The following is a 16,816-nucleotide window of genomic DNA, read 5'->3' as shown; positions in this document are numbered from 1 at the left end:
TCGACTACCGTCCGCGGCATGCCCGACACGTCCCCGGTCCGCGACCGCGCCACCCGCCTGCTGCGCCAGGTCGATCCCGCGGACATGGTGCTGCTCGCCGCCGTGCTGGCGGACCTCGCCGTGCTGCTGCCCGCGTCGGTCGACGGCGCGGGCTCGCCCGGCCTCGATCTGCTGCCGTTCCCGGGGATCCTGCTGCTGGTGGCCTGTGCGGTGACCGGCAAGTCCAGACCCGTGCTCGCGGGCTGGTCCGGCGCCTGCGTGCTCGGCGCGAACTCGGTGCTGATCGACTTCGCCGACGCCCCGACGTTCTCGACACTGCTGCCGGAGACGTCGTTCGCCGAATGCGTCGCCGGCATGCTGCTCGTCTACTACTGCGCGCGGTCGGCGCCCGCCCCGATGGCGATCGTGACGATCTCCGCGCTCGTGACGGCCGAACTGGCGACCGCGGTGCTGCGCGATGCGAACGTGCACCTACTGCAGCTGGCCGGTATCGGACTGGTGCTGCTGGTCGTGTCCGTCGTTCCCGGCGCCAGTGCCCGCCAGGGGATCGGCGACGGCGCGCTGGGCACGCTGCTGCGACAGCGGTGGCTGCTCGTCGGCGTGCTCGCGGTGGCGCTGTTCTTGGACGCATCGATCCTGCTCTCCGAGCTGTGGCCCGAGCTGGTGATGGCCGTGCCCGCGATCGTCGCCGCGGTGCTGGCGCTCCGCGCGCCGAACTCGCCCCTGCGATCCGCGTTCGGCTTGGCCGGCGTGGTCGTGGCAACCACGGTGCTGGCGGTGGCGGTCGACACCGACCGGTACGTCTCGTTCGGCGGACTGCCCGTCGCGGCCACCGTTTCGGGCATGATCGTCACGGCGCTGCTGGTGCGCCTCGAATCGCCGCGCCGTGCCGTCACGGCCATCATCACGCTCGCCGTTGCGGTCGCCGCAGGGACGATCGCGCAGGTCGTGACGTTCATCGAACCGGCCGTGTACGGGACAGGCCTACGGGCCGAGCTGCTGAACGGCATGAGCATGTTCGCGGTGCTGCTGCTCGGCATCAGCGTGGCGGTCGGCCTGTTCCTGCGAGCCCGCGACTCCGAACGCAAGACCACCGTCGAAGCCGCGGTCGCCGAGGCGCAGACCGCCGAGCGGATGGCGCTTGCCCGCGAACTGCACGACGTCGTGGCACACCACGTCACGGGCATCGTGGTGCAGGCGCAGGCGGTGCGGATCGTCGCCGAGCAGAATCCGCACGTCGTCGCCGATTCGCTGGGGCAGATCGAGCACGCCGGCACCGAGGCGCTCGCGGCGATGCGACGTCTCGTGCGCAGCATGCGCGGGGAGACGGGCGAAACGAGCGAGTCCGCCACCGGGGAGCAGCCTGCGGCATCCGGGGAGCAAGCGACCACGAACCTCGATGCCGACCTGCGCAAACTCGCCACCTCGGCGGCACACGGCATGCCGGTGGAACTCGACGTCGAGGTGCCGCCGGAACTACCGCAGGAGGTGGCGCGCTCGGCACTGCGCATCGTGCAGGAGGCGCTCACCAACGTCAGCAAGCACGCCGCGGGTGCCTCGGCGGTCTGGGTGAGCGTGCACGGCGAAACCGGGGACGGCTTGCCCGGCGGCGATTCCGGTGGCGATTCCGGTGGCGGCCCCGGCAGCGGAGCGCGCGACCTGCTGCACATCCGGGTGGCCGACGACGGCGCACCCGGCGACCCGGGACCGCTGGCTGCGGTCGGCGGCTACGGTCTGGTGGGCATGCGCGAGCGGGTGGAACTGCTCGGTGGCACGCTCAGCGCCGGCCGGATCGACGACGGGCACGGCAGCGGCTGGGTCGTCGAAGCGTCGCTGCCGTTGCGGGGAGAAGGAGAATCGCAGTGATCCGGGTACTGATCGCCGACGACCAGGACATGGTGCGCACCGGCTTTCGCATGATCGTGGACGCCTCCGAGGACATGGAGGTCGTGGCCGACGTGGCGGACGGGATCGACGCCGTGAGCAAGGCACGCGAGCTGCGCCCGGACGTGTGCCTGCTCGACATCCGCATGCCCGGCATGGACGGCCTCGAGGTCACGCGGCACCTGGCGGGCCCCGGCGTCGCCGACCCGCTGAAGGTCGTGGTCGTGACGACGTTCGACCTCGACGAGTACGTCCACAGCGCGCTCACCGGAGGGGCGTCGGGATTCCTGCTCAAGGACGCGGGGCCCGCGCTGCTGCTGGAGGCGATCCGCGCGGCCGAACGCGGGGACGCGCTGGTGTCGCCGCAGATCACGGTGCGGCTGCTGCAGCACTTCGCCGACGCCCCTGCCGACGATGCGCCCACAGTGGAGGAGCCAGCGGAACCGCTGACGGCGCGGGAACTCGACGTCGTCCGGGCTGCGGCCCGCGGGCACACGAACACGGAGATCGGGGAGGAGCTGTTCCTGTCACTGTCGACGGTGAAGACGCACCTCGCCGCGGTGCAGAACAAGATCGGCGCCCGAAACCGGGTCGAGATCGCCGCATGGGCCTGGCGGAGCGGCATCGTCGCCGACTGAGCTGCACCCGGCCACGCGATTGGTGACAGTGTGTCTGATCGAACGTGGCGTGGAGGGGTGGCGATGGCTCGACCTGGCCTCGCTGTCGATGTCGCTGATCAAACCGCATGCATGGCCGGGGCTCGCTCGGAGCGACTGTATAGCTGAGGACACAAGACCCGGGTGACGGGCGAGTCGCTCGATAGAGTGGGCACATGATCCACCGCCTGACAGCGCCCGTGGTGCTGCCCGCCGATCCGGAGTGTTCCGTCATCCGCGATGGCGCCGTCGACATCGACGAACACGGCCGCATCACGTACTGCGGACCGGCGAGCGAAGCCCCGGCGACGGCCGCGACGACGACCGCCAAACAGGGAATCCTGCTACCTGGTCTGGTCAACACGCACGCGCACAGCCCGATGGTGCTGCTCCGCGGCATGGGCGGCGACCTCCCGTTGCTGCGCTGGCTCCGCGAGGTCATCTGGCCCACCGAGGCGAAGCTCCAGCCCGCCGACGTGCACGCCGGCATGGTCCTGGGATCGGTCGAAATGCTCCGCCGCGGCGTCACGACCAGCGCGGAAATGTACTTCCACGCCGAACAGCTGGCCGACGCAGTGCTCACCACGGGCGCACGCGGCGTCATCGGCGGTCCGATCATCGACCTGCCCGGCCTCGACTGGCGCGCGCTGCTGGCCGACGCGAGCAAGTGGATCGACGCCGACGGCCTGCGCTTCGGGCCGGGCGAGCGCATCGAGCTGTCGTACGCGGGCCACTCGGCGTACATGCTGCCCCCGGAGGCGCTCGGCGCGATCGCCGACGAAGCCGCCGCGCGCGATGCCCTGGTGCAGATTCACGTCGCCGAAGCCGCGGACGAGGACGCCGCGCAGCGCTCCGCACACGGTTCGGTGCCGAAGCTACTCGACGAGGTCGGCCTGCTGCGCGGCAGGATCGTGGCTGCCCACGCGGTTCATCTGTCCGATGAGGACATCACACTGCTGGCCGACCGCGGCGCCGGTGTCGCCCACTGCCCCGGATCGAACGCCAAGCTGGCTTCCGGTATCGCCCGGCTGGCCGACCTTCGCGCCGCGAACATCCGCATCGGACTCGGCACCGACGGCCCTTCCAGCAACGACGACCTCGATCTGTGGGAAGAGGTGCAGCTGTCGGCGATGCTCTCGCGCCTCTCGCAACAGGACGCGACGGCGCTGACGGCGGCCGCAGCGCTCCTGCTCGCCACCCGCGGCGGCGCCGACGCCCTGGGCCGCAACGACATCGGCGCGCTCGAACCCGGCCGTTGGGCCGACCTCGTGCACGTCGACGTCGACGACCCCGCGTTCGCCACCGGCCTCGACGTTCCCGACGAACAGCTGCTCGGCAACCTCGTGTGGGCCGCGGGTTCCCGCCGGGTGCGGGACGTCTGGGTCGCGGGCGAGCAGGTCGTCGCCGACGGCGAGTCGTCCCGCGTGGACCGCGGGCAGGCTCAGGCGGACGTCGCCGCCGCGGCTCAGCGCCTCCGCACGGCCTGACCGCACCCGACGCGACGCCTGCGACGACGGCACGTCAGCGCGGGCGATCACACGGCGGACTTCCTCACCGTGATCGCTGTTGGGTTGTCGAAGGCCGGTCGTAGGCGGAGGCGTTGTTCGAGTGCGCTGTCGGTAATGCTCAGGTGTCGCTTGCTGTTGTCTCGACGCTGTGGATGGGCATAGCGGTGGCGTTCAAGGCGGCGGTGAGTGCGTGGGTGGGATCGGGCGGGGCGGCGATGGTGCGCCAGGCGATGTAGCCGTCGGGGCGGACCAGGGTGACCCCGGTGGATTCGAGGCCGTAGGCGGTGCGGAAGGCGTTGGGCTCCACCGGTTTCGCGTCAGTGCCGAGGTGTACGAACGTGACCGGGATATCCAGCTGCTCGGCGGCGCGGGCCGCGGCGGCGGCCCAGCGGTCGTCCTCGGACAGCAACACCCAGTCGCGCCGGAACAGATCCAGCGTCGAGTTTTCCTCGCCGTCGATGGTGACCCACAGGTGCGGGGCCCGGGTGCCGGGCTGACCGGCCCATTGGTCGGGTCGCTGCGCGGGCGGCAGGTCGGCGTCCGCGCCCAGGACCGCGGCCGAGCGGTAGAGCTGGCCGAGTTCGATGGACGCGTCGTCGAGCACCGGCACGTCTGTTCTGGGGGTCGCCAGGTAGGCCTTGTAGTCGGCGCGGGCGAAGAGCTGGTCGTGGCGCAGGTCGGCGATAGGCTGGCGTTCGGCGTCGTAGGTGTCCAGCAGTCGCGGCTCGGATTTCCCGGCCAGCACGGCGGCCAGTTTCCAGGCCAGGTTGTGCACGTCGTCGATACCGGTGTTGGCGCCGAAACCGCCACGGTTGGGCGGCAATTGGTGGGCGGCGTCGCCGGCGAGCAGCACCCGGCCACAGGAGAAGCGGTCAGCGATCAGCCCGGCCAAGTCCCAGCGGCCGGTGGTCACCAATTCGATGGGGATGTCGGTGCGGCCGATCGCCTGCTGCACCACCTGGATCTGCTCGTCGACGGCACGCTCGACGTCGTCGCTGAGCATCAGCACCCAGCGCCCGTCGGAATAGGTGGTCAGGAATGCCTTCAGGTCGGGCTGCTCGATCTCGAACTGGACCACACCGCGTCGCAGGTACTCGTCCAAGGGGGCGCGGAACAAGATGCTGCGCTGCACCGACAGCGGACCTGCCCCGTGGCGGCCGATGCCCAACGCCTCACGCACGACACCGGTCGCGCCGTCCGCGGCCACCACATACTGGGCGCGCAGGCGGTACTCGTGACTGTCGTCGCGACGGCGCAGAGTGGCTGTCACGCCGTCGACGTCCTGGACGAAGCCGAGCAGCTCGGTGCCCGGTCGCAGGTCAGCGCCCAGTTCGACCGATCGGTCACGCAGGAGGGGTTCGAGCCGGTCCTGGGTGATCGCGATCGCGTGCACCGGGGAGTCTTCCGCGCCGTAGGCACCCTTGCCGCCGGGCGTCCACGGGTATTCCTCGAGCCAGGTCCCGGTCAGGCTCTCCACCCGAGCCCGCCGCGGCGGCTTCATGCCCTGCAGCGACGGTGGCACCTCGACCCCGACCTGCCGGAAGTGTTCCACCGTACGGGTCGTGAAACCGATCGCCCGCGGATGCGGGGAGCTGCCGCGGTGCTTGTCGACCACCACGACCGGAACGCCCTGCCAGGCCAGAAACACCGCGGCGGACAGCCCGACCAGGCTGCCGCCGACGATCAGTACCGGTGTCGTTTCGTTGCCGTCCATCTCGATCATGCCTTCGCACCGTTGAGTCGAACTCTGACCCACCCAGGAAAACACAACCTGATTAAAAAGACAACTGAGTTAATATATTTAGTGACTTAAGCAAGGTGCTAGGGTGGTGACATGCCTGTTGAGCCACCCGGACGCCGGGAACGCAAGAACGCCCAGGTTCGCCGGGCGCTGGCCGAGGCCGCGCAGCGACTGTTCCTGGAGAAGGGCTACGACCAGGTCAGCGTCAAACAGATCGCCGACGCGGTGGACATCTCGGGCCCGACGGTGTTCAAACACGTCCCCGACGGCAAGGAGGCGTTGATGTTCGACGATGGCGTCGAACGCCGGGAAAGCCTGCTGTCGGCGGTGCATGAACGCCCCGCCGGAGTGTCGGTAATGGCGGCACTGCGGGAGTTCATGGCCGGGCGTGGGCCGTTCGTGGCCGACCCCACCCCGGAGGTCCGCAGACTCACCGAACTGATCATGGGCACCCCCGCCCTGCGCGACTACTCCCGCAAACTGTGGATTCGCTGTGAGGAACCCCTGGCCGAAGCCATCGCCACCGAACTCGGCCGCGACCCCGACGATCTCACCGCCCGCGCCGTCGCCCGCTACGTCCTCGAGATCCCGCAATTCCTCAGCGACGAACCCGCCCCCCGCGCCGCCCTCGACACCGTGTTCGACCTGCTTGAACACGGACTCCACGGCGCACCCTGACCGCACCGGCGCCTTTCGCCGAGACGGCCAACACGGGTTCGAACAACGATCTCGACATCCTCATTGGGATTCCCCTCGGCCTTCGCCGGGCCCAGCGAGCTGCGTGTTCGCCGGAGAAGGTGTTCGCCGGGGCAGGCCTTCGGCGCTGGGTGTTCGGCCAGCTGGGTGTTCGGCCAGCTGGGTGTTCGGCCAGCTGGGTGTTCGGCGCGTGTCGGGTACTCGACGTCGGGCAGGCTTCCCCTCGACACCAGTCTGCGCCGGTTCCGGGCATCCCCCGATGCCCGGAACCGGCGCAGATCCCCTCTTCCTCTTTACCGGAAGGCGCCGACGACCACTGCGGCGGCACCGGCCTTCACCTCACCGGCCTTCACATCACCGGCCGTCACGTCACCGCCGGTCACGGAACCGCGCGACGGCTGGTCGCATAGGTCGCGGCCGCCAGTATCGCGGCGATCAACGTCGGATAGCCGGCGAACATCAACAGCGTCGGCGTCTCCGCGAAGAAGTCGAAGACCTGTTGCCACCAGCCCTGCGACCCGACCAGCGCCATCAGGCCGACGAGCAGGGCACCGAGGGCCAGCCCCAGCACCCACACGCCCAGCTGTCCCCAGCGGTGGAACACGATTCCCGCCCACAACCCGGCGAACGACAGCAGCAGGAACGGTCCCGCATACACGAGAACCTGCGTCACCACGTTGCTCTCCTGCAGGAACGGCAGGTCGAACATCGCGAGGCCGAGTCCCCAGCCACCGGTGGCTCCCTCGATCAGCGCCATGACCCAGATGATGACGCCGTACAGCAGCGCCTGGCCGACGACGACGAGTCCCGCAGCGGCGACGAAATCGCGTCGTGTGACGCTGATTCCGAGCGCGAACGGGAACATCTGCGTCATCGTCTGGATGTGCGTCACCAGCGTCACGATGTAGACCGACACCAGCGCGCCGGTGATGGCGGGCTCGCCCGGCATCTGGATCGCCATGAAGATCACGATGTTGGCCGCCAGCACGCAGGCGAGCACCAGTAGCGGCAGGCCGAGCACCATGCGCGCGTTCACGAGCTGGATACGCGCGACTTTCACGAGCTGTGCCGGCGTCATGACCGGACCCCCTTGCCGTTTCCGTTACCCGCGCCCGCGAGCGCGGCGTCGTGGAACTGTGTGGTTCGGACGACGAGCTGCTGCAGCGACACCGGTTCGACCTGCAGGCTCGCCGTTTCACGATCGGTGGGAACCCCGGAGACGAGCACGCGCGTGAAGCCGCCCAAGTCCTCCCGGTGCAGTACCTCGTGGCCGTCGGAGAACTGTTCGACCGCCTTCGTGGGACCGCTGACCGTCACGGCCTGGCTGCGCAGGTTCTCGGACGAGTCGTCCATGACGATGCGGCCACGGTCGATCACGGTGACGTCCTCGATGATGTCCGCGACCTCGTCGATGAGGTGTGTCGACAGCACGATCGTGCGCGGGTGTTCGGCGTAGTCGGCGATCAAGTGGTCGTAGAACGCCTGCCGTGCCACGGCGTCCAGTCCGAGGTACGGCTCGTCGAACAGCGTCACCGGCGCACGCGCCGCGAGTCCGATGATCACGCCGACGGACGAGAGCTGCCCGCGCGACAGTTTCCTGACCCGCTGCTTGACCGGCAGCCGGAACTCCTCGATGAGCCGTTCGGCGAAACCCTGGTCCCAGTTCGGGAAGACCATCGCGGCGGCCTCGAGCGCGTGCCGGGCCAGGAAGATGTCGGGATAGCGCTGCGACTCCTTGATGAAGCACACCTGGTGCAGCACGTCGGCGTTCTCGTACGGGTTCTCCCCGAACACGCGGATCTGCCCCGACGTCGGCACTTCCTGGCCCGTGAGCATCCGCATCGCCGTGCTCTTACCCGCGCCGTTGCGGCCCAGCAGGCCGTGGATCCGGTTCTCGTGCAGGTCGAAGGAGACGTCGTCGACGGCCCGGGTGTCGCCGTAGCGTTTCGTCACCCCACGCAGACTCACCGCGCTCATCAGTCGTCCCTCCAGGTGTCGATCATCTTTTTCACGTCCTCGGCGTCCATTTCGAGTCGTTTCGCCTCGGCGAGCAGCGGAGTGATGTAGGAGCGACCGAACGCTTCCTGCCTGCGTTCGACGAGCTTTTCCCTTGATCCCTCCTGCACGAACATTCCGACTCCCCGTTTCTTGTAGAGCAGGCCATCGGCCACGAGCTGGTTGATGCCGTTCGCCGCGGTGGCCGGATTGATCCGGTGGAAGGCGGCCAGCTCGTTCGTGGACGGCGCCCTGCTCTCCTCCGGCAGGGATCCGTCGATGATCGAGTCCTCGATCTGCTCCGCGATCTGCTGGAACAGCGGTCGCGCGTCGTCCATCACGATCGCCACCAGATGAACCACATTGGTTCATTAGTCATGTAGGTAACCATGGCACCAGGGTGGTCGGGTGTCAACTCGGTGCGGAGGCGAGGGGATCGAGGAAACACCGCAGGCGGCATCCGCCGTTAGGGTCCGTGTTGTGGGACCGATCGCAGCCGCGGGGGAGTTTTCCCCGTACGGGGTGTCGCACTGGCTGGCCGTGGGAGTCTTCGCGGTCGGTGCACCGCTGGTCGTCCACCTCGGCCTGCGGCAGCGGCCGGCTGCGCGAGCACGGCGCTTCAGCCGGGCGTTCGCGGTGACGATCTTCATCGCCAGCGTGGCGGACCTGTGGTACGAGCTGGTTCCCCCGACTCTCGAACGCTCGGTGCCGTTGCACCTGTCCGACCTCGTACCGCTGGTCGCCGCCTACGCCTTGTACTTCCAGCGCGCGTGGGCCCACGCGCTCGCCTACTACTGGGGGCTGGTGCTGAGTACCCAGGCGTTGATCTCACCGGCGCTGACCGGCCCGGACTTCCCGCACGCCAACTACATGCTGTTCTGGGGGAGCCATCTACTGGCCGTGTTGGCCGCGATCTATCTCACCTGGGGGCTGGGGATGCGCGTCGACTGGCGCAGCTACCGGCTCGCGGTCGCCGTCACGCTGACGTGGGCGGCCGTGACGATGACCTTCAACGCCGCCGCCGGCACCAACTACGGTTTCCTCAACGGCACATCCGACACGGCGTCCGTGCTGGACCTGTTCGGCCCGTGGCCCTGGTACCTGCCGCCCGTCGCCGCGCTACTGCTCGTGACGTGGGCGCTGATGACCTGGCCGTGGGTACGGCTCCACGATCGCGGCCGCGTCACGTGATGCCGGGGTATCGGAGTCCGGCCATGACGAATCGCGCAGGGGACGGCGCGTGGCCGGTGTGACCGAGCCGGACCGCTGGCGGCACCTGGCGGAGGGCAACGCCCGGCAGGCCCGTAAACGCGTCGCGGCGAACGTGCTGATCCGCGACGCGGCCGGACGTGCCCTGCTGGTGAACCCGACCTACAAGGACTTCTGGGACCTACCCGGCGGTATGGCCGAAGCCAACGAACCACCCTGCGCCGCTGCCGAGCGCGAGTTGCGCGAGGAGCTCGGACTGACGATCACGACGGGGAGCTTGCTGGCACTGGATTGGGTCGCGGCCCACGGCCCGTGGGACGACCAACTGGTATTCGTGTTCGACGGCGGCACACTCTCCCCGGAGCAGACGGCCAACCTCCGGCCCACGGATGCCGAGCTGGAGGAGCTGACGTTCGCGGCGCCGCACGAGGCCGGGAAGCTTCTCCGGCCGGACGTGGCAAGCCTGCTGGAGCGGGCGCGGAGCGCGCTTGCCGACGGAACCGTGCGCTACACCGAACGCCCCGGGTACGTCCCGGAGTGAGTCGCCGGGGCCGACCATCCGCAGGACCCGGCGTAGACCTACCGGTGGGGGCGGGGACGGACGGTGATGTCGGTCAGATGAGCGTCCGCGCCGGCCAGCACGGCTGCCGACACCGCACCCGCGACCGACTCCGGTCGCAGGTACTTCTCCGGCCGGTACTCGCCGCCCTCGCCCGCGACCACGGCCTGCTGCATCTCGGTGTCGGTCCGGCCCGGGTACACCGACGTCACGCGCAGGCCGTTCGGCTCTTCCTCCGCGCGCAGGGCATCCGCGAACGCACGGACGCCGAACTTGCTCGCCGCGTACGGTCCCCAGCCTTCGCGTGCGGACAGTCCCTGGCCCGAGTTGATCACCACGACGTGGCCGTGGGCGCTGCGCAGCGCGGGCAGCAACAGCCGGGTCAGCTCGGCAACGGCGACGACGTTGACCTCGAAGTTCGCGCGCCACGACTCGGCGGGCGAATCGACCACGTCGCCGAGCCGGGCGAGGCCCGCGGAGTGAACGAGCACGTCGAGCCGGTCGAGCCGCGCGGCGGCGTCGGCGACGGCGGTCTCGTCGGAAAGATCGACGGCCCAGGGGTGCGCGTCGGGCAGCTCGCTCGCGAGGGCGGCGAGAGCGGCCTCGTCCCTGCCGCCGAGCAGCACCCGGTGAGTGTCGGCGAGTTCGCGGGCGACGGCCGCGCCGATACCGCGCGACGCTCCGGTGACGAGTGCAAGAGGACGATCGGTCATGGCAGCCACGGTAGTTCGCGTGTGCCGGCCTTGAACAACGAGATCAACAACGATCGAGGAGAAACACGGCATGCGCACGGTCGGCAGCGGCGAACACGTCGTCATCGCACTGCACGGATCGTTCGGCTCGAGCCGGGCATGGACGGCGTTCGAACCTCACCTCGACCGGCGGCAGTTCACCTACGTCTTCCCCGATTACCGCGGCTACGGCGATCGGCGCGGCGTGAGCCGCCCCGACCGGGCCACCCGGTCGGGGTGACCCGGTCAGGGTGACTCAGACGCCGATGCGGCCGCCGTCGGACTTACGGACCGCGACGATCGCGGGCCGGGCGTGGCCGCCGTCGGGCCAGCTCGAACCGGGCTCGCCGCCCTCTCCCGGGTGCTGCACCGCCACGAGCACGAGGTCGTCGCGCACCACCGGACCGCACGTCTCGGCACCCACCGGCACGGTCAGGAACTGCTTGACCTGCCCCCGGTCCGGGCCCGTGACCGGCACCGAGAACAGCCCGTCGTTCGAGCCCAGCTCGTTGCCGTCCGTGGAAATCCAGAGGTTGCCGTAACCGTCGAAGGCCAGGTTGTCCGGACACGAGATCGGGCTGACCCGGCTCTTGTCGAACCCGCCGAAATACGTGTCGGCCGCAGCCGGATCGCCGCACACGAGCAACAGCCGCCAGCGGAACCTCGTCTCGGTGCCGTCCTCGTCCCATTCGAGGACATGGCCGTTCTTGTTGCCGTCCCGCGGATTCGGCTCGTCGGCACCGGCCTTGCCGGCCGCACCGCGGTCGCTGTTGTTGGTCAACGCGGCGTAGATGCTGCCGGTGACCGGGTTCGGCTCGATGTCCTCGGGACGGTCCATCTTCGTGGCGCCCACCTTGTCGGCGGCCAAGCGCGTGAAGACGTACACCTCCTCGGCGGTGAAACCGTCCACAAACGACTCGTTGCCGCTGGCGAGGGCGAGCCATTCGCCGGTGCCGTCGAACTCGCCGTCCGAGGGAAGTGTGCCGCTGCCGTCGATCTCGGAAGCCGGGCTGTCGCCGGTGAACTTGGCGACGTACAGCGTGCCCTCGTCCAGCAACGCCATGTTGTGCCTGCGGGCATGCGCACTGCGGCCCGGCTTGTACCGGCCCTTGGAGACGAACTTGTAGATGTAGTCGAACCGCTCGTCGTCACCCGAATACGCGACCACCCGGCCGTCGGCAGCGATCTTGATGTTCGCGGCCTCGTGCTTGAACCGGCCCAGCGCGGTGTGCTTGATCGGCTTGGCGTTCGGATCGTTCGGGTCGATCTCGACGACCCAGCCGAAGCGGTGGACCTCGTTCGGCTCCCGCGAGATGTCCCAGCGCTCGTCGAAGCGCTCCCACTTGCGGGTGCTCTCACCGGCGACGAGGCCGTACCGGTCGAGACGTTCGGCCTGCTGCGGGTCGGTGATCCGGTCGCCGTGGGCGAAGTACTGGTGGAAGTTCTCCTCACCGGACAGCACCGTGCCCCACGGCGTGACGCCGCCGGCGCAGTTGTTCAGCGTGCCGTGGACGATCGTGCCCGTCGGGTCGGCGGACGTCGTCAGCAGCTCCGAACCCGCGACCGGTCCGCGTACCTCGAACTCGGTGTCGAGCGTGATGCGGCGGTTGTACCGGCTGTGCCTCACCTCGAGGCCACCGTCGCGGGTGCGGTCGGCCTGCATCACCGAAAGGCCGTGCGCGGCCCACCCGATGCGCACCTGCTCCTCGGCAGGGTTCGCCTCGTCGTACGTGCCTTCCGGGAACATCTCCGTCTCGGAGGTGTACTCGTGGTTGACCACCAGGAAGTTGCGCTTGCCGGAGCCGTCCTGCGGGATGAGGCCGACGAAGTCGTTGTTGTAGCCGAACTGCTTCGCCTGCGCCGCCGCCGTCTGGTTGTGGACGTCGAACTTCGGCGCGTCCGCCACCACGGGATCGCCCCAGCGGATGACGACCTGCTGCTCGTAGCCCTCCGGCACGGTCACGGCGTCGCGGGTGTTCGGCGCAACGGGATCGAAGTCCGTGCCCGGACCGGGGTGTCCACCCGGGCGGCCGTTGCCGTTGCCGCGCCCCGGCTGCGCGGCGAGCGCCGGGACCTCGGCCGCGGCGGTACCCGACAGCGCCGCGAATCCGGCGGCCGCCGCGGCCATGACGCCACCGGCACGCAGCGCGCCGCGCCGGGACACGACGTCTCGCACGACATCGCCGAAGTACTCGTTGCCGGAGGTGTTCGGGGCTGGGTGGGAACACTGATTGCCGCACCGGTATTCACACGTCACCGGCGAACGACCGGTTCGGTGGGTAGTCAGCAGTGGGAGAAAACGCCCAGGCTTGGCGGACACACGGCCTCCAGTCACTCGGTCAGGGGAACAGTCGTGACGTTAGGTGCCGAACTTGAGTACCTCTCATCTGCGACATGAACGACGAGAGAACGCCGCCGCAGACGTTCAGACCTCCTCACCGACAAACCCGGCCTCCGCAGGCACCTGAGTGAAGTCCTCCTTACCGGCCCCGGGAACGAGGAGCAAGCCCGCCGCGATCGCCGACAGCACCGCCGCGGCCAGGAACGGCGCACGGTCGAATCCGGACCACTCGGCGACATGCCCCACGAGCGTCGCCGCAGCGGCGCCGCCGAGCCAGCGGCAGAAGTTGTACCCGGCGCTGGCCACCGGGCGCGGCGCATCGCTGACCGACATCGCCGTCCCGGTGAACAACGTGTTCAACAACCCGGAGATCAGGCCACTGACGACGATCGCCACTACGAGCAGCGCCTTGCTGGGCACCACCATCACCAGCAACAGCACCGCGTAGCCGGCGACGGCCAGCGCCGTGGCGTGGCGTTCGCCGAGCCGTGCGGCCAGCTTCGGCGCGAGCACCACGCCTGCGATCGCCACGCACAGTCCCCAGCCGAAGAAGATCAGCCCGATCTCGATCGCACCCCATTCGAGTACGAACGGCGACCACGCGAGCACCGCGAAGAATCCGGCCGTGTACAGGGCCGATCCGACGGACGTGCGCAACAGCTCGGCATCCCCGAGCGCGCGCAACGGGTCGAGCAGCCGCACCCGCGACCGCGGCTGCCCTGCGTCGCTGGTCAAGAACACGGAACACAACACCAGCGCTGCACCCATGAGCACCGCGGTGCCGATGAACGGCCCCCGCCACGACAGGTGGCCGAGCACCGCGCCGAGCAGCGGCCCGACCGACAGCCCGAGACCGAGCGCCGCCTCGTACAGCAGGATCGCGCCCGACTGACCGCCCGCGGCAGCCCCCACGATCACCGACAGCGCCGTGGCGATGAAGAAGGCGTTGCCGAGCCCCCACACCGCGCGCAGTCCGATCAGCTGCTCGATCGAACCCGCCGCGGCGCACAGCGCGGTGGCCAGCACGATCAGTGTCAGGCCGACGACGACCGTGCGTTTGGCGCCGAACCGCGTGCTCGCCGCACTCGTGAACAGCATCGCGACGACCTGGATCGCCAGATACGACGAGAACAGCAACGTAGTCTGCTGCGGTGTCGCGTCGAGTCCCTCGGCGATGGACAGCAGGATCGGGTCGACCAGGCCGATCCCCATGAACGCGATGACCGCGGCGAACGCGGTGATCCAGACCTGTTTCGGCTGACCTCTGACGGCCGACAGCAGCGAATGCTGCTCACTCATCGGCGCGAACCTCCTGACGCGGATGTCGATGTACTGCCCGGAGTGCCGGCACGGGCCCGACTGCGGTCGCGGGGGTGGCGCCGCGAACCGCAGCGGCAGTGGCTCCGCGGTGAGCGGCACTACGCGACGTTTCAGTTAGCTATGCTAATCAACAACACTTAGCTATACGAAGTAAGTTCGCTCACGCGGGTGCCATGCCTGCCGGACGATGTGGCCCCGGCCCGCGGGGCCGTGACTGCCTAGGATTCGGACATGCAGGCAGTGATATTCGACATGGACGGCGTGCTCGTCGACTCCGAGCAGCTGTGGGACGAGGTCCGGCGATCGGTGGCGGCCTCCCACGGCGGCACCTGGAACGCCGAGGCCACCCGCGCGATGCAGGGGATGAGCACCCCGGAATGGGCGGCGTACCTGGCCGAGGAGGTCGGCGTGGCGCTCCCGCCCGACGAGATCGCCGACACGGTGATCGCCGAGATGCGCAACCGCTACGCGGACGCGCCGCCCGTGCTGCCCGGCGCGTCCGAGACCCTGAGCCGCATCGCCTCGGAATACCCGGTGGCGATCGCCAGCTCGTCACCACCGGTACTGATCGAGTCGTTCCTGACCGCCACCGGACTCGCACCGCAGGTACCGGTGGCCGTCTCGAGCGAACAGGTCGCGAAGGGCAAACCGGCACCGGACGTCTATCTCGAAGCGGCGTCGCGGCTGGGGGTCCACGCGCGGGAGTGCGCTGCCGTCGAGGACTCGACCAGCGGATTGCAGGCAGCGCTGGCTGCCGGGATGACCGTGTTCGCCGTGCCCAATCCACACTTCCCACCGGACAGAACGGTCGTCGCGAAGACACACCGCACCCTCGACGGCATCTCCGAGCTGCCCGCCGCCCTGGGTTTCTGAGACCGGCGCCCGCTCGCGGGCCACGGCCACGAAGGGCGCGCCGGCAGCCCGGATGCAGAACACGCGGGTCCGAGCGCAGGTAACGCGCGAGGGCGGGGCGGGTGCTGCACCCGCCCCGCCCTCGCGCGTTACCTACCTGACTTACTGCCTACCTGACGTATTGCCTACGTGACTACTTGTCGACTGCAGCTTCGTTGTCGATTGCGGCTTCGTCGTCGGCCGCGGGGTCGATGAACTTCTCCACCGCGTCGCGGGCGGTCGAGTCGTCGTACTGCACCGGCGGCGACTTCATGAAGTACGACGAGGCCGACAGCACCGGGCCGCCGAAGCCGCGGTCCTTGGCGATCTTCGCCGCACGCAGCGCGTCGATGATGATGCCCGCGGAGTTGGGGGAGTCCCACACCTCGAGCTTGTACTCCATGTTCAGCGGCGCATCACCGAACGCACGACCCTCGAGGCGCACGTACGCCCACTTGCGGTCCGACAGCCACGCGACGTGGTCCGAAGGGCCGACGTGCACGTTCGACCTGCCCATGTCGCGCTCGACCTGCGAGGTGACGGACTGCGTCTTCGAGATCTTCTTCGACTCGAGACGCTCGTTCTCCTTCATGTTGAGGAAGTCCATGTTGCCGCCGACGTTCAGCTGCATCGTGCGGTCGAGCTGCACGCCGCGGTCCTCGAACAGCTTCGCCAGCACCCGGTGCGTGATCGTGGCGCCGACCTGCGACTTGATGTCGTCACCGACGATCGGCACCCCGGCCTGCTCGAACTTCTCCGCCCACACCGGGTCGGAGGCGATGAACTCCGGGATGGCGTTGACGAACGCGACGCCTGCGTCGATCGCGGCCTGCGCGTAGAACTCGGTCGCCTCCCGCGAGCCCACCGGCAGGTACGACACGAGCACGTCGACGTCGGCGGCCCGCAGCGCGGCGGCCACGTCCACCGGAGCCTCGTCGGACTCATCCATGACCTCGCGGTAGTACTTGCCGAGACCGTCGAGCGTGTGGCCGCGCTGCACGGCCACGCCGACCGGCGGTACGTCACAGATCTTGATCGTGTTGTTCTCGCTCGCGACGACCGCTTCGGCCAGGTCCTGGCCGACCTTCTTGGCGTCCACGTCGAACGCGGCGACGAAGTCGATGTCACTGATGTGGTAATCGCCGAACTGGACGTGCATCAAGCCGGGAACACGCGAACCCTTGTCGGCGTCGCGGTAGTAGTGCACACCCTGAATCAGCGAGGCCGCACAGTTGCCAACACCCGCGATGGCCACCCTCACGCGGCGATTCTCGCCCATGCCGGT

At 69.1% G+C, this 16,816-nt stretch carries 16 protein-coding genes; 8 read left to right on the top strand and 8 right to left on the bottom strand.

Going from position 1 to position 16,816, the window contains the following annotated elements:
* The first annotated feature begins 18 nt into the window (after positions 1 to 18).
* From LY41_RS13015 to LY41_RS13005, 3 genes are all read left to right on the top strand, one after another.
* Complete coding sequence (locus LY41_RS13015; RefSeq protein WP_253864247.1) at positions 19 to 1,866, top strand: sensor histidine kinase; 1,848 nt, start codon at positions 19 to 21, stop codon at positions 1,864 to 1,866.
* Positions 1,863 to 2,522, top strand: coding sequence for a response regulator (locus LY41_RS13010; RefSeq protein WP_253864246.1), 660 nt, complete (start codon positions 1,863 to 1,865; stop codon positions 2,520 to 2,522). Before LY41_RS13015 ends, LY41_RS13010 begins: the two co-directional genes overlap by 4 nt.
* Before the next feature lie 194 nt (positions 2,523 to 2,716).
* Positions 2,717 to 4,027: an amidohydrolase family protein gene (locus tag LY41_RS13005; protein ID WP_253864245.1), complete on the top strand. Its 1,311-nt coding sequence runs from the start codon at positions 2,717 to 2,719 to the stop codon at positions 4,025 to 4,027.
* Between the two features lie 139 nt (positions 4,028 to 4,166).
* Here the strand turns inward: LY41_RS13005 and LY41_RS23635 are convergent, their stop codons facing one another.
* Positions 4,167 to 5,771, bottom strand: a complete 1,605-nt coding sequence (locus tag LY41_RS23635; protein ID WP_301297048.1) for an FAD-dependent monooxygenase — start codon at positions 5,769 to 5,771, stop codon at positions 4,167 to 4,169.
* Positions 5,772 to 5,882: 111 nt separating this feature from the next.
* On the opposite strand from LY41_RS23635, the gene LY41_RS12995 reads away from it, so the two are divergent.
* Entirely contained in the window at positions 5,883 to 6,467 is a 585-nt protein-coding gene (locus tag LY41_RS12995) for a TetR/AcrR family transcriptional regulator (protein WP_253864244.1), read from the top strand.
* Between the two features lie 397 nt (positions 6,468 to 6,864).
* On the opposite strand, the gene LY41_RS12990 is transcribed toward LY41_RS12995, so the two are convergent.
* From LY41_RS12990 to LY41_RS12980, 3 genes are read right to left on the bottom strand one after another with little or no spacing between them, the layout of a single operon-like run.
* Positions 6,865 to 7,563, bottom strand: coding sequence for a hypothetical protein (locus LY41_RS12990; RefSeq protein ID WP_253864242.1), 699 nt, complete (start codon positions 7,561 to 7,563; stop codon positions 6,865 to 6,867).
* Complete coding sequence (locus tag LY41_RS12985; protein WP_253864240.1) at positions 7,560 to 8,462, bottom strand: ABC transporter ATP-binding protein; 903 nt, start codon at positions 8,460 to 8,462, stop codon at positions 7,560 to 7,562. Before LY41_RS12985 ends, LY41_RS12990 begins: the two co-directional genes overlap by 4 nt.
* Positions 8,462 to 8,818: a GntR family transcriptional regulator gene (locus LY41_RS12980; protein ID WP_253864577.1), complete on the bottom strand. Its 357-nt coding sequence runs from the start codon at positions 8,816 to 8,818 to the stop codon at positions 8,462 to 8,464. Before LY41_RS12980 ends, LY41_RS12985 begins: the two co-directional genes overlap by 1 nt.
* A gap of 142 nt (positions 8,819 to 8,960) precedes the next feature.
* Here LY41_RS12980 and LY41_RS12975 point away from each other — a divergent pair, with 142 nt between their 5' ends.
* Together LY41_RS12975 and LY41_RS12970 are read left to right on the top strand one after the other, a co-directional pair.
* Complete coding sequence (locus tag LY41_RS12975) at positions 8,961 to 9,671, top strand: YwaF family protein (RefSeq protein ID WP_253864239.1); 711 nt, start codon at positions 8,961 to 8,963, stop codon at positions 9,669 to 9,671.
* 49 nt (positions 9,672 to 9,720) lie between these two features.
* Positions 9,721 to 10,230, top strand: coding sequence for an NUDIX domain-containing protein (locus tag LY41_RS12970; protein ID WP_253864237.1), 510 nt, complete (start codon positions 9,721 to 9,723; stop codon positions 10,228 to 10,230).
* A gap of 38 nt (positions 10,231 to 10,268) precedes the next feature.
* Here the strand turns inward: LY41_RS12970 and LY41_RS12965 are convergent, their stop codons facing one another.
* The gene (locus LY41_RS12965; protein WP_253864236.1) at positions 10,269 to 10,961 is read right to left on the bottom strand and encodes an SDR family oxidoreductase; all 693 of its coding nucleotides are present in this window, start codon (positions 10,959 to 10,961) and stop codon (positions 10,269 to 10,271) included.
* 70 nt (positions 10,962 to 11,031) lie between these two features.
* On the opposite strand from LY41_RS12965, the gene LY41_RS12960 reads away from it, so the two are divergent.
* Positions 11,032 to 11,220 carry an alpha/beta fold hydrolase gene (locus LY41_RS12960; RefSeq protein WP_253864235.1) on the top strand — a complete coding sequence of 63 codons (189 nt, stop codon included), beginning with the start codon at positions 11,032 to 11,034 and terminating at the stop codon, positions 11,218 to 11,220.
* Between the two features lie 15 nt (positions 11,221 to 11,235).
* Here the strand turns inward: LY41_RS12960 and LY41_RS12955 are convergent, their stop codons facing one another.
* Positions 11,236 to 13,299 (bottom strand): PhoX family protein, encoded by a 2,064-nt coding sequence (locus LY41_RS12955; RefSeq protein WP_253864234.1) that lies wholly within the window; start codon positions 13,297 to 13,299, stop codon positions 11,236 to 11,238.
* A gap of 105 nt (positions 13,300 to 13,404) precedes the next feature.
* Entirely contained in the window at positions 13,405 to 14,619 is a 1,215-nt protein-coding gene (locus LY41_RS12950; protein ID WP_253864233.1) for an MFS transporter, read from the bottom strand.
* 252 nt (positions 14,620 to 14,871) lie between these two features.
* Between LY41_RS12950 and LY41_RS12945 the strand changes: the two genes are divergently transcribed.
* The gene (locus LY41_RS12945; RefSeq protein ID WP_253864232.1) at positions 14,872 to 15,513 is read left to right on the top strand and encodes an HAD family hydrolase; all 642 of its coding nucleotides are present in this window, start codon (positions 14,872 to 14,874) and stop codon (positions 15,511 to 15,513) included.
* 172 nt (positions 15,514 to 15,685) lie between these two features.
* Here LY41_RS12945 and LY41_RS12940 read toward each other — a convergent pair whose 3' ends face one another.
* A complete protein-coding gene (locus tag LY41_RS12940) occupies positions 15,686 to 16,810 on the bottom strand; it encodes an inositol-3-phosphate synthase (RefSeq protein ID WP_253864231.1) in 1,125 nt (374 codons plus the stop codon).
* Positions 16,811 to 16,816: the final 6 nt, after the last annotated feature.

It is taken from the genome of Prauserella halophila (assembly GCF_024171895.1).
In the GTDB taxonomy this organism is placed as follows: domain Bacteria; phylum Actinomycetota; class Actinomycetes; order Mycobacteriales; family Pseudonocardiaceae; genus Prauserella; species Prauserella halophila.
The sequence above is the reverse complement of the archived record's forward strand: the minus strand, read 5'-3'. Positions and strand labels throughout refer to the sequence as shown.

What these genes read in the sequence shown, in the direction of transcription:
- LY41_RS13015 (WP_253864247.1), top strand. Translation starts at nt 19, where the DNA reads ATGCCCGACACGTCCCCGGTCCGCGACCGCGCCACCCGCCTGCTGCGC.
- LY41_RS13005 (WP_253864245.1), top strand. Translation starts at nt 2,717, where the DNA reads ATGATCCACCGCCTGACAGCGCCCGTGGTGCTGCCCGCCGATCCGGAG.
- LY41_RS23635 (WP_301297048.1), bottom strand. Translation starts at nt 5,771, where the DNA reads ATGATCGAGATGGACGGCAACGAAACGACACCGGTACTGATCGTCGGC.
- LY41_RS12995 (WP_253864244.1), top strand. Translation starts at nt 5,883, where the DNA reads ATGCCTGTTGAGCCACCCGGACGCCGGGAACGCAAGAACGCCCAGGTT.
- LY41_RS12990 (WP_253864242.1), bottom strand. Translation starts at nt 7,563, where the DNA reads ATGACGCCGGCACAGCTCGTGAAAGTCGCGCGTATCCAGCTCGTGAAC.
- LY41_RS12985 (WP_253864240.1), bottom strand. Translation starts at nt 8,462, where the DNA reads ATGAGCGCGGTGAGTCTGCGTGGGGTGACGAAACGCTACGGCGACACC.
- LY41_RS12980 (WP_253864577.1), bottom strand. Translation starts at nt 8,818, where the DNA reads ATGGACGACGCGCGACCGCTGTTCCAGCAGATCGCGGAGCAGATCGAG.
- LY41_RS12965 (WP_253864236.1), bottom strand. Translation starts at nt 10,961, where the DNA reads ATGACCGATCGTCCTCTTGCACTCGTCACCGGAGCGTCGCGCGGTATC.
- LY41_RS12960 (WP_253864235.1), top strand. Translation starts at nt 11,032, where the DNA reads ATGCGCACGGTCGGCAGCGGCGAACACGTCGTCATCGCACTGCACGGA.
- LY41_RS12950 (WP_253864233.1), bottom strand. Translation starts at nt 14,619, where the DNA reads ATGAGTGAGCAGCATTCGCTGCTGTCGGCCGTCAGAGGTCAGCCGAAA.
- LY41_RS12945 (WP_253864232.1), top strand. Translation starts at nt 14,872, where the DNA reads ATGCAGGCAGTGATATTCGACATGGACGGCGTGCTCGTCGACTCCGAG.
- LY41_RS12940 (WP_253864231.1), bottom strand. Translation starts at nt 16,810, where the DNA reads ATGGGCGAGAATCGCCGCGTGAGGGTGGCCATCGCGGGTGTTGGCAAC.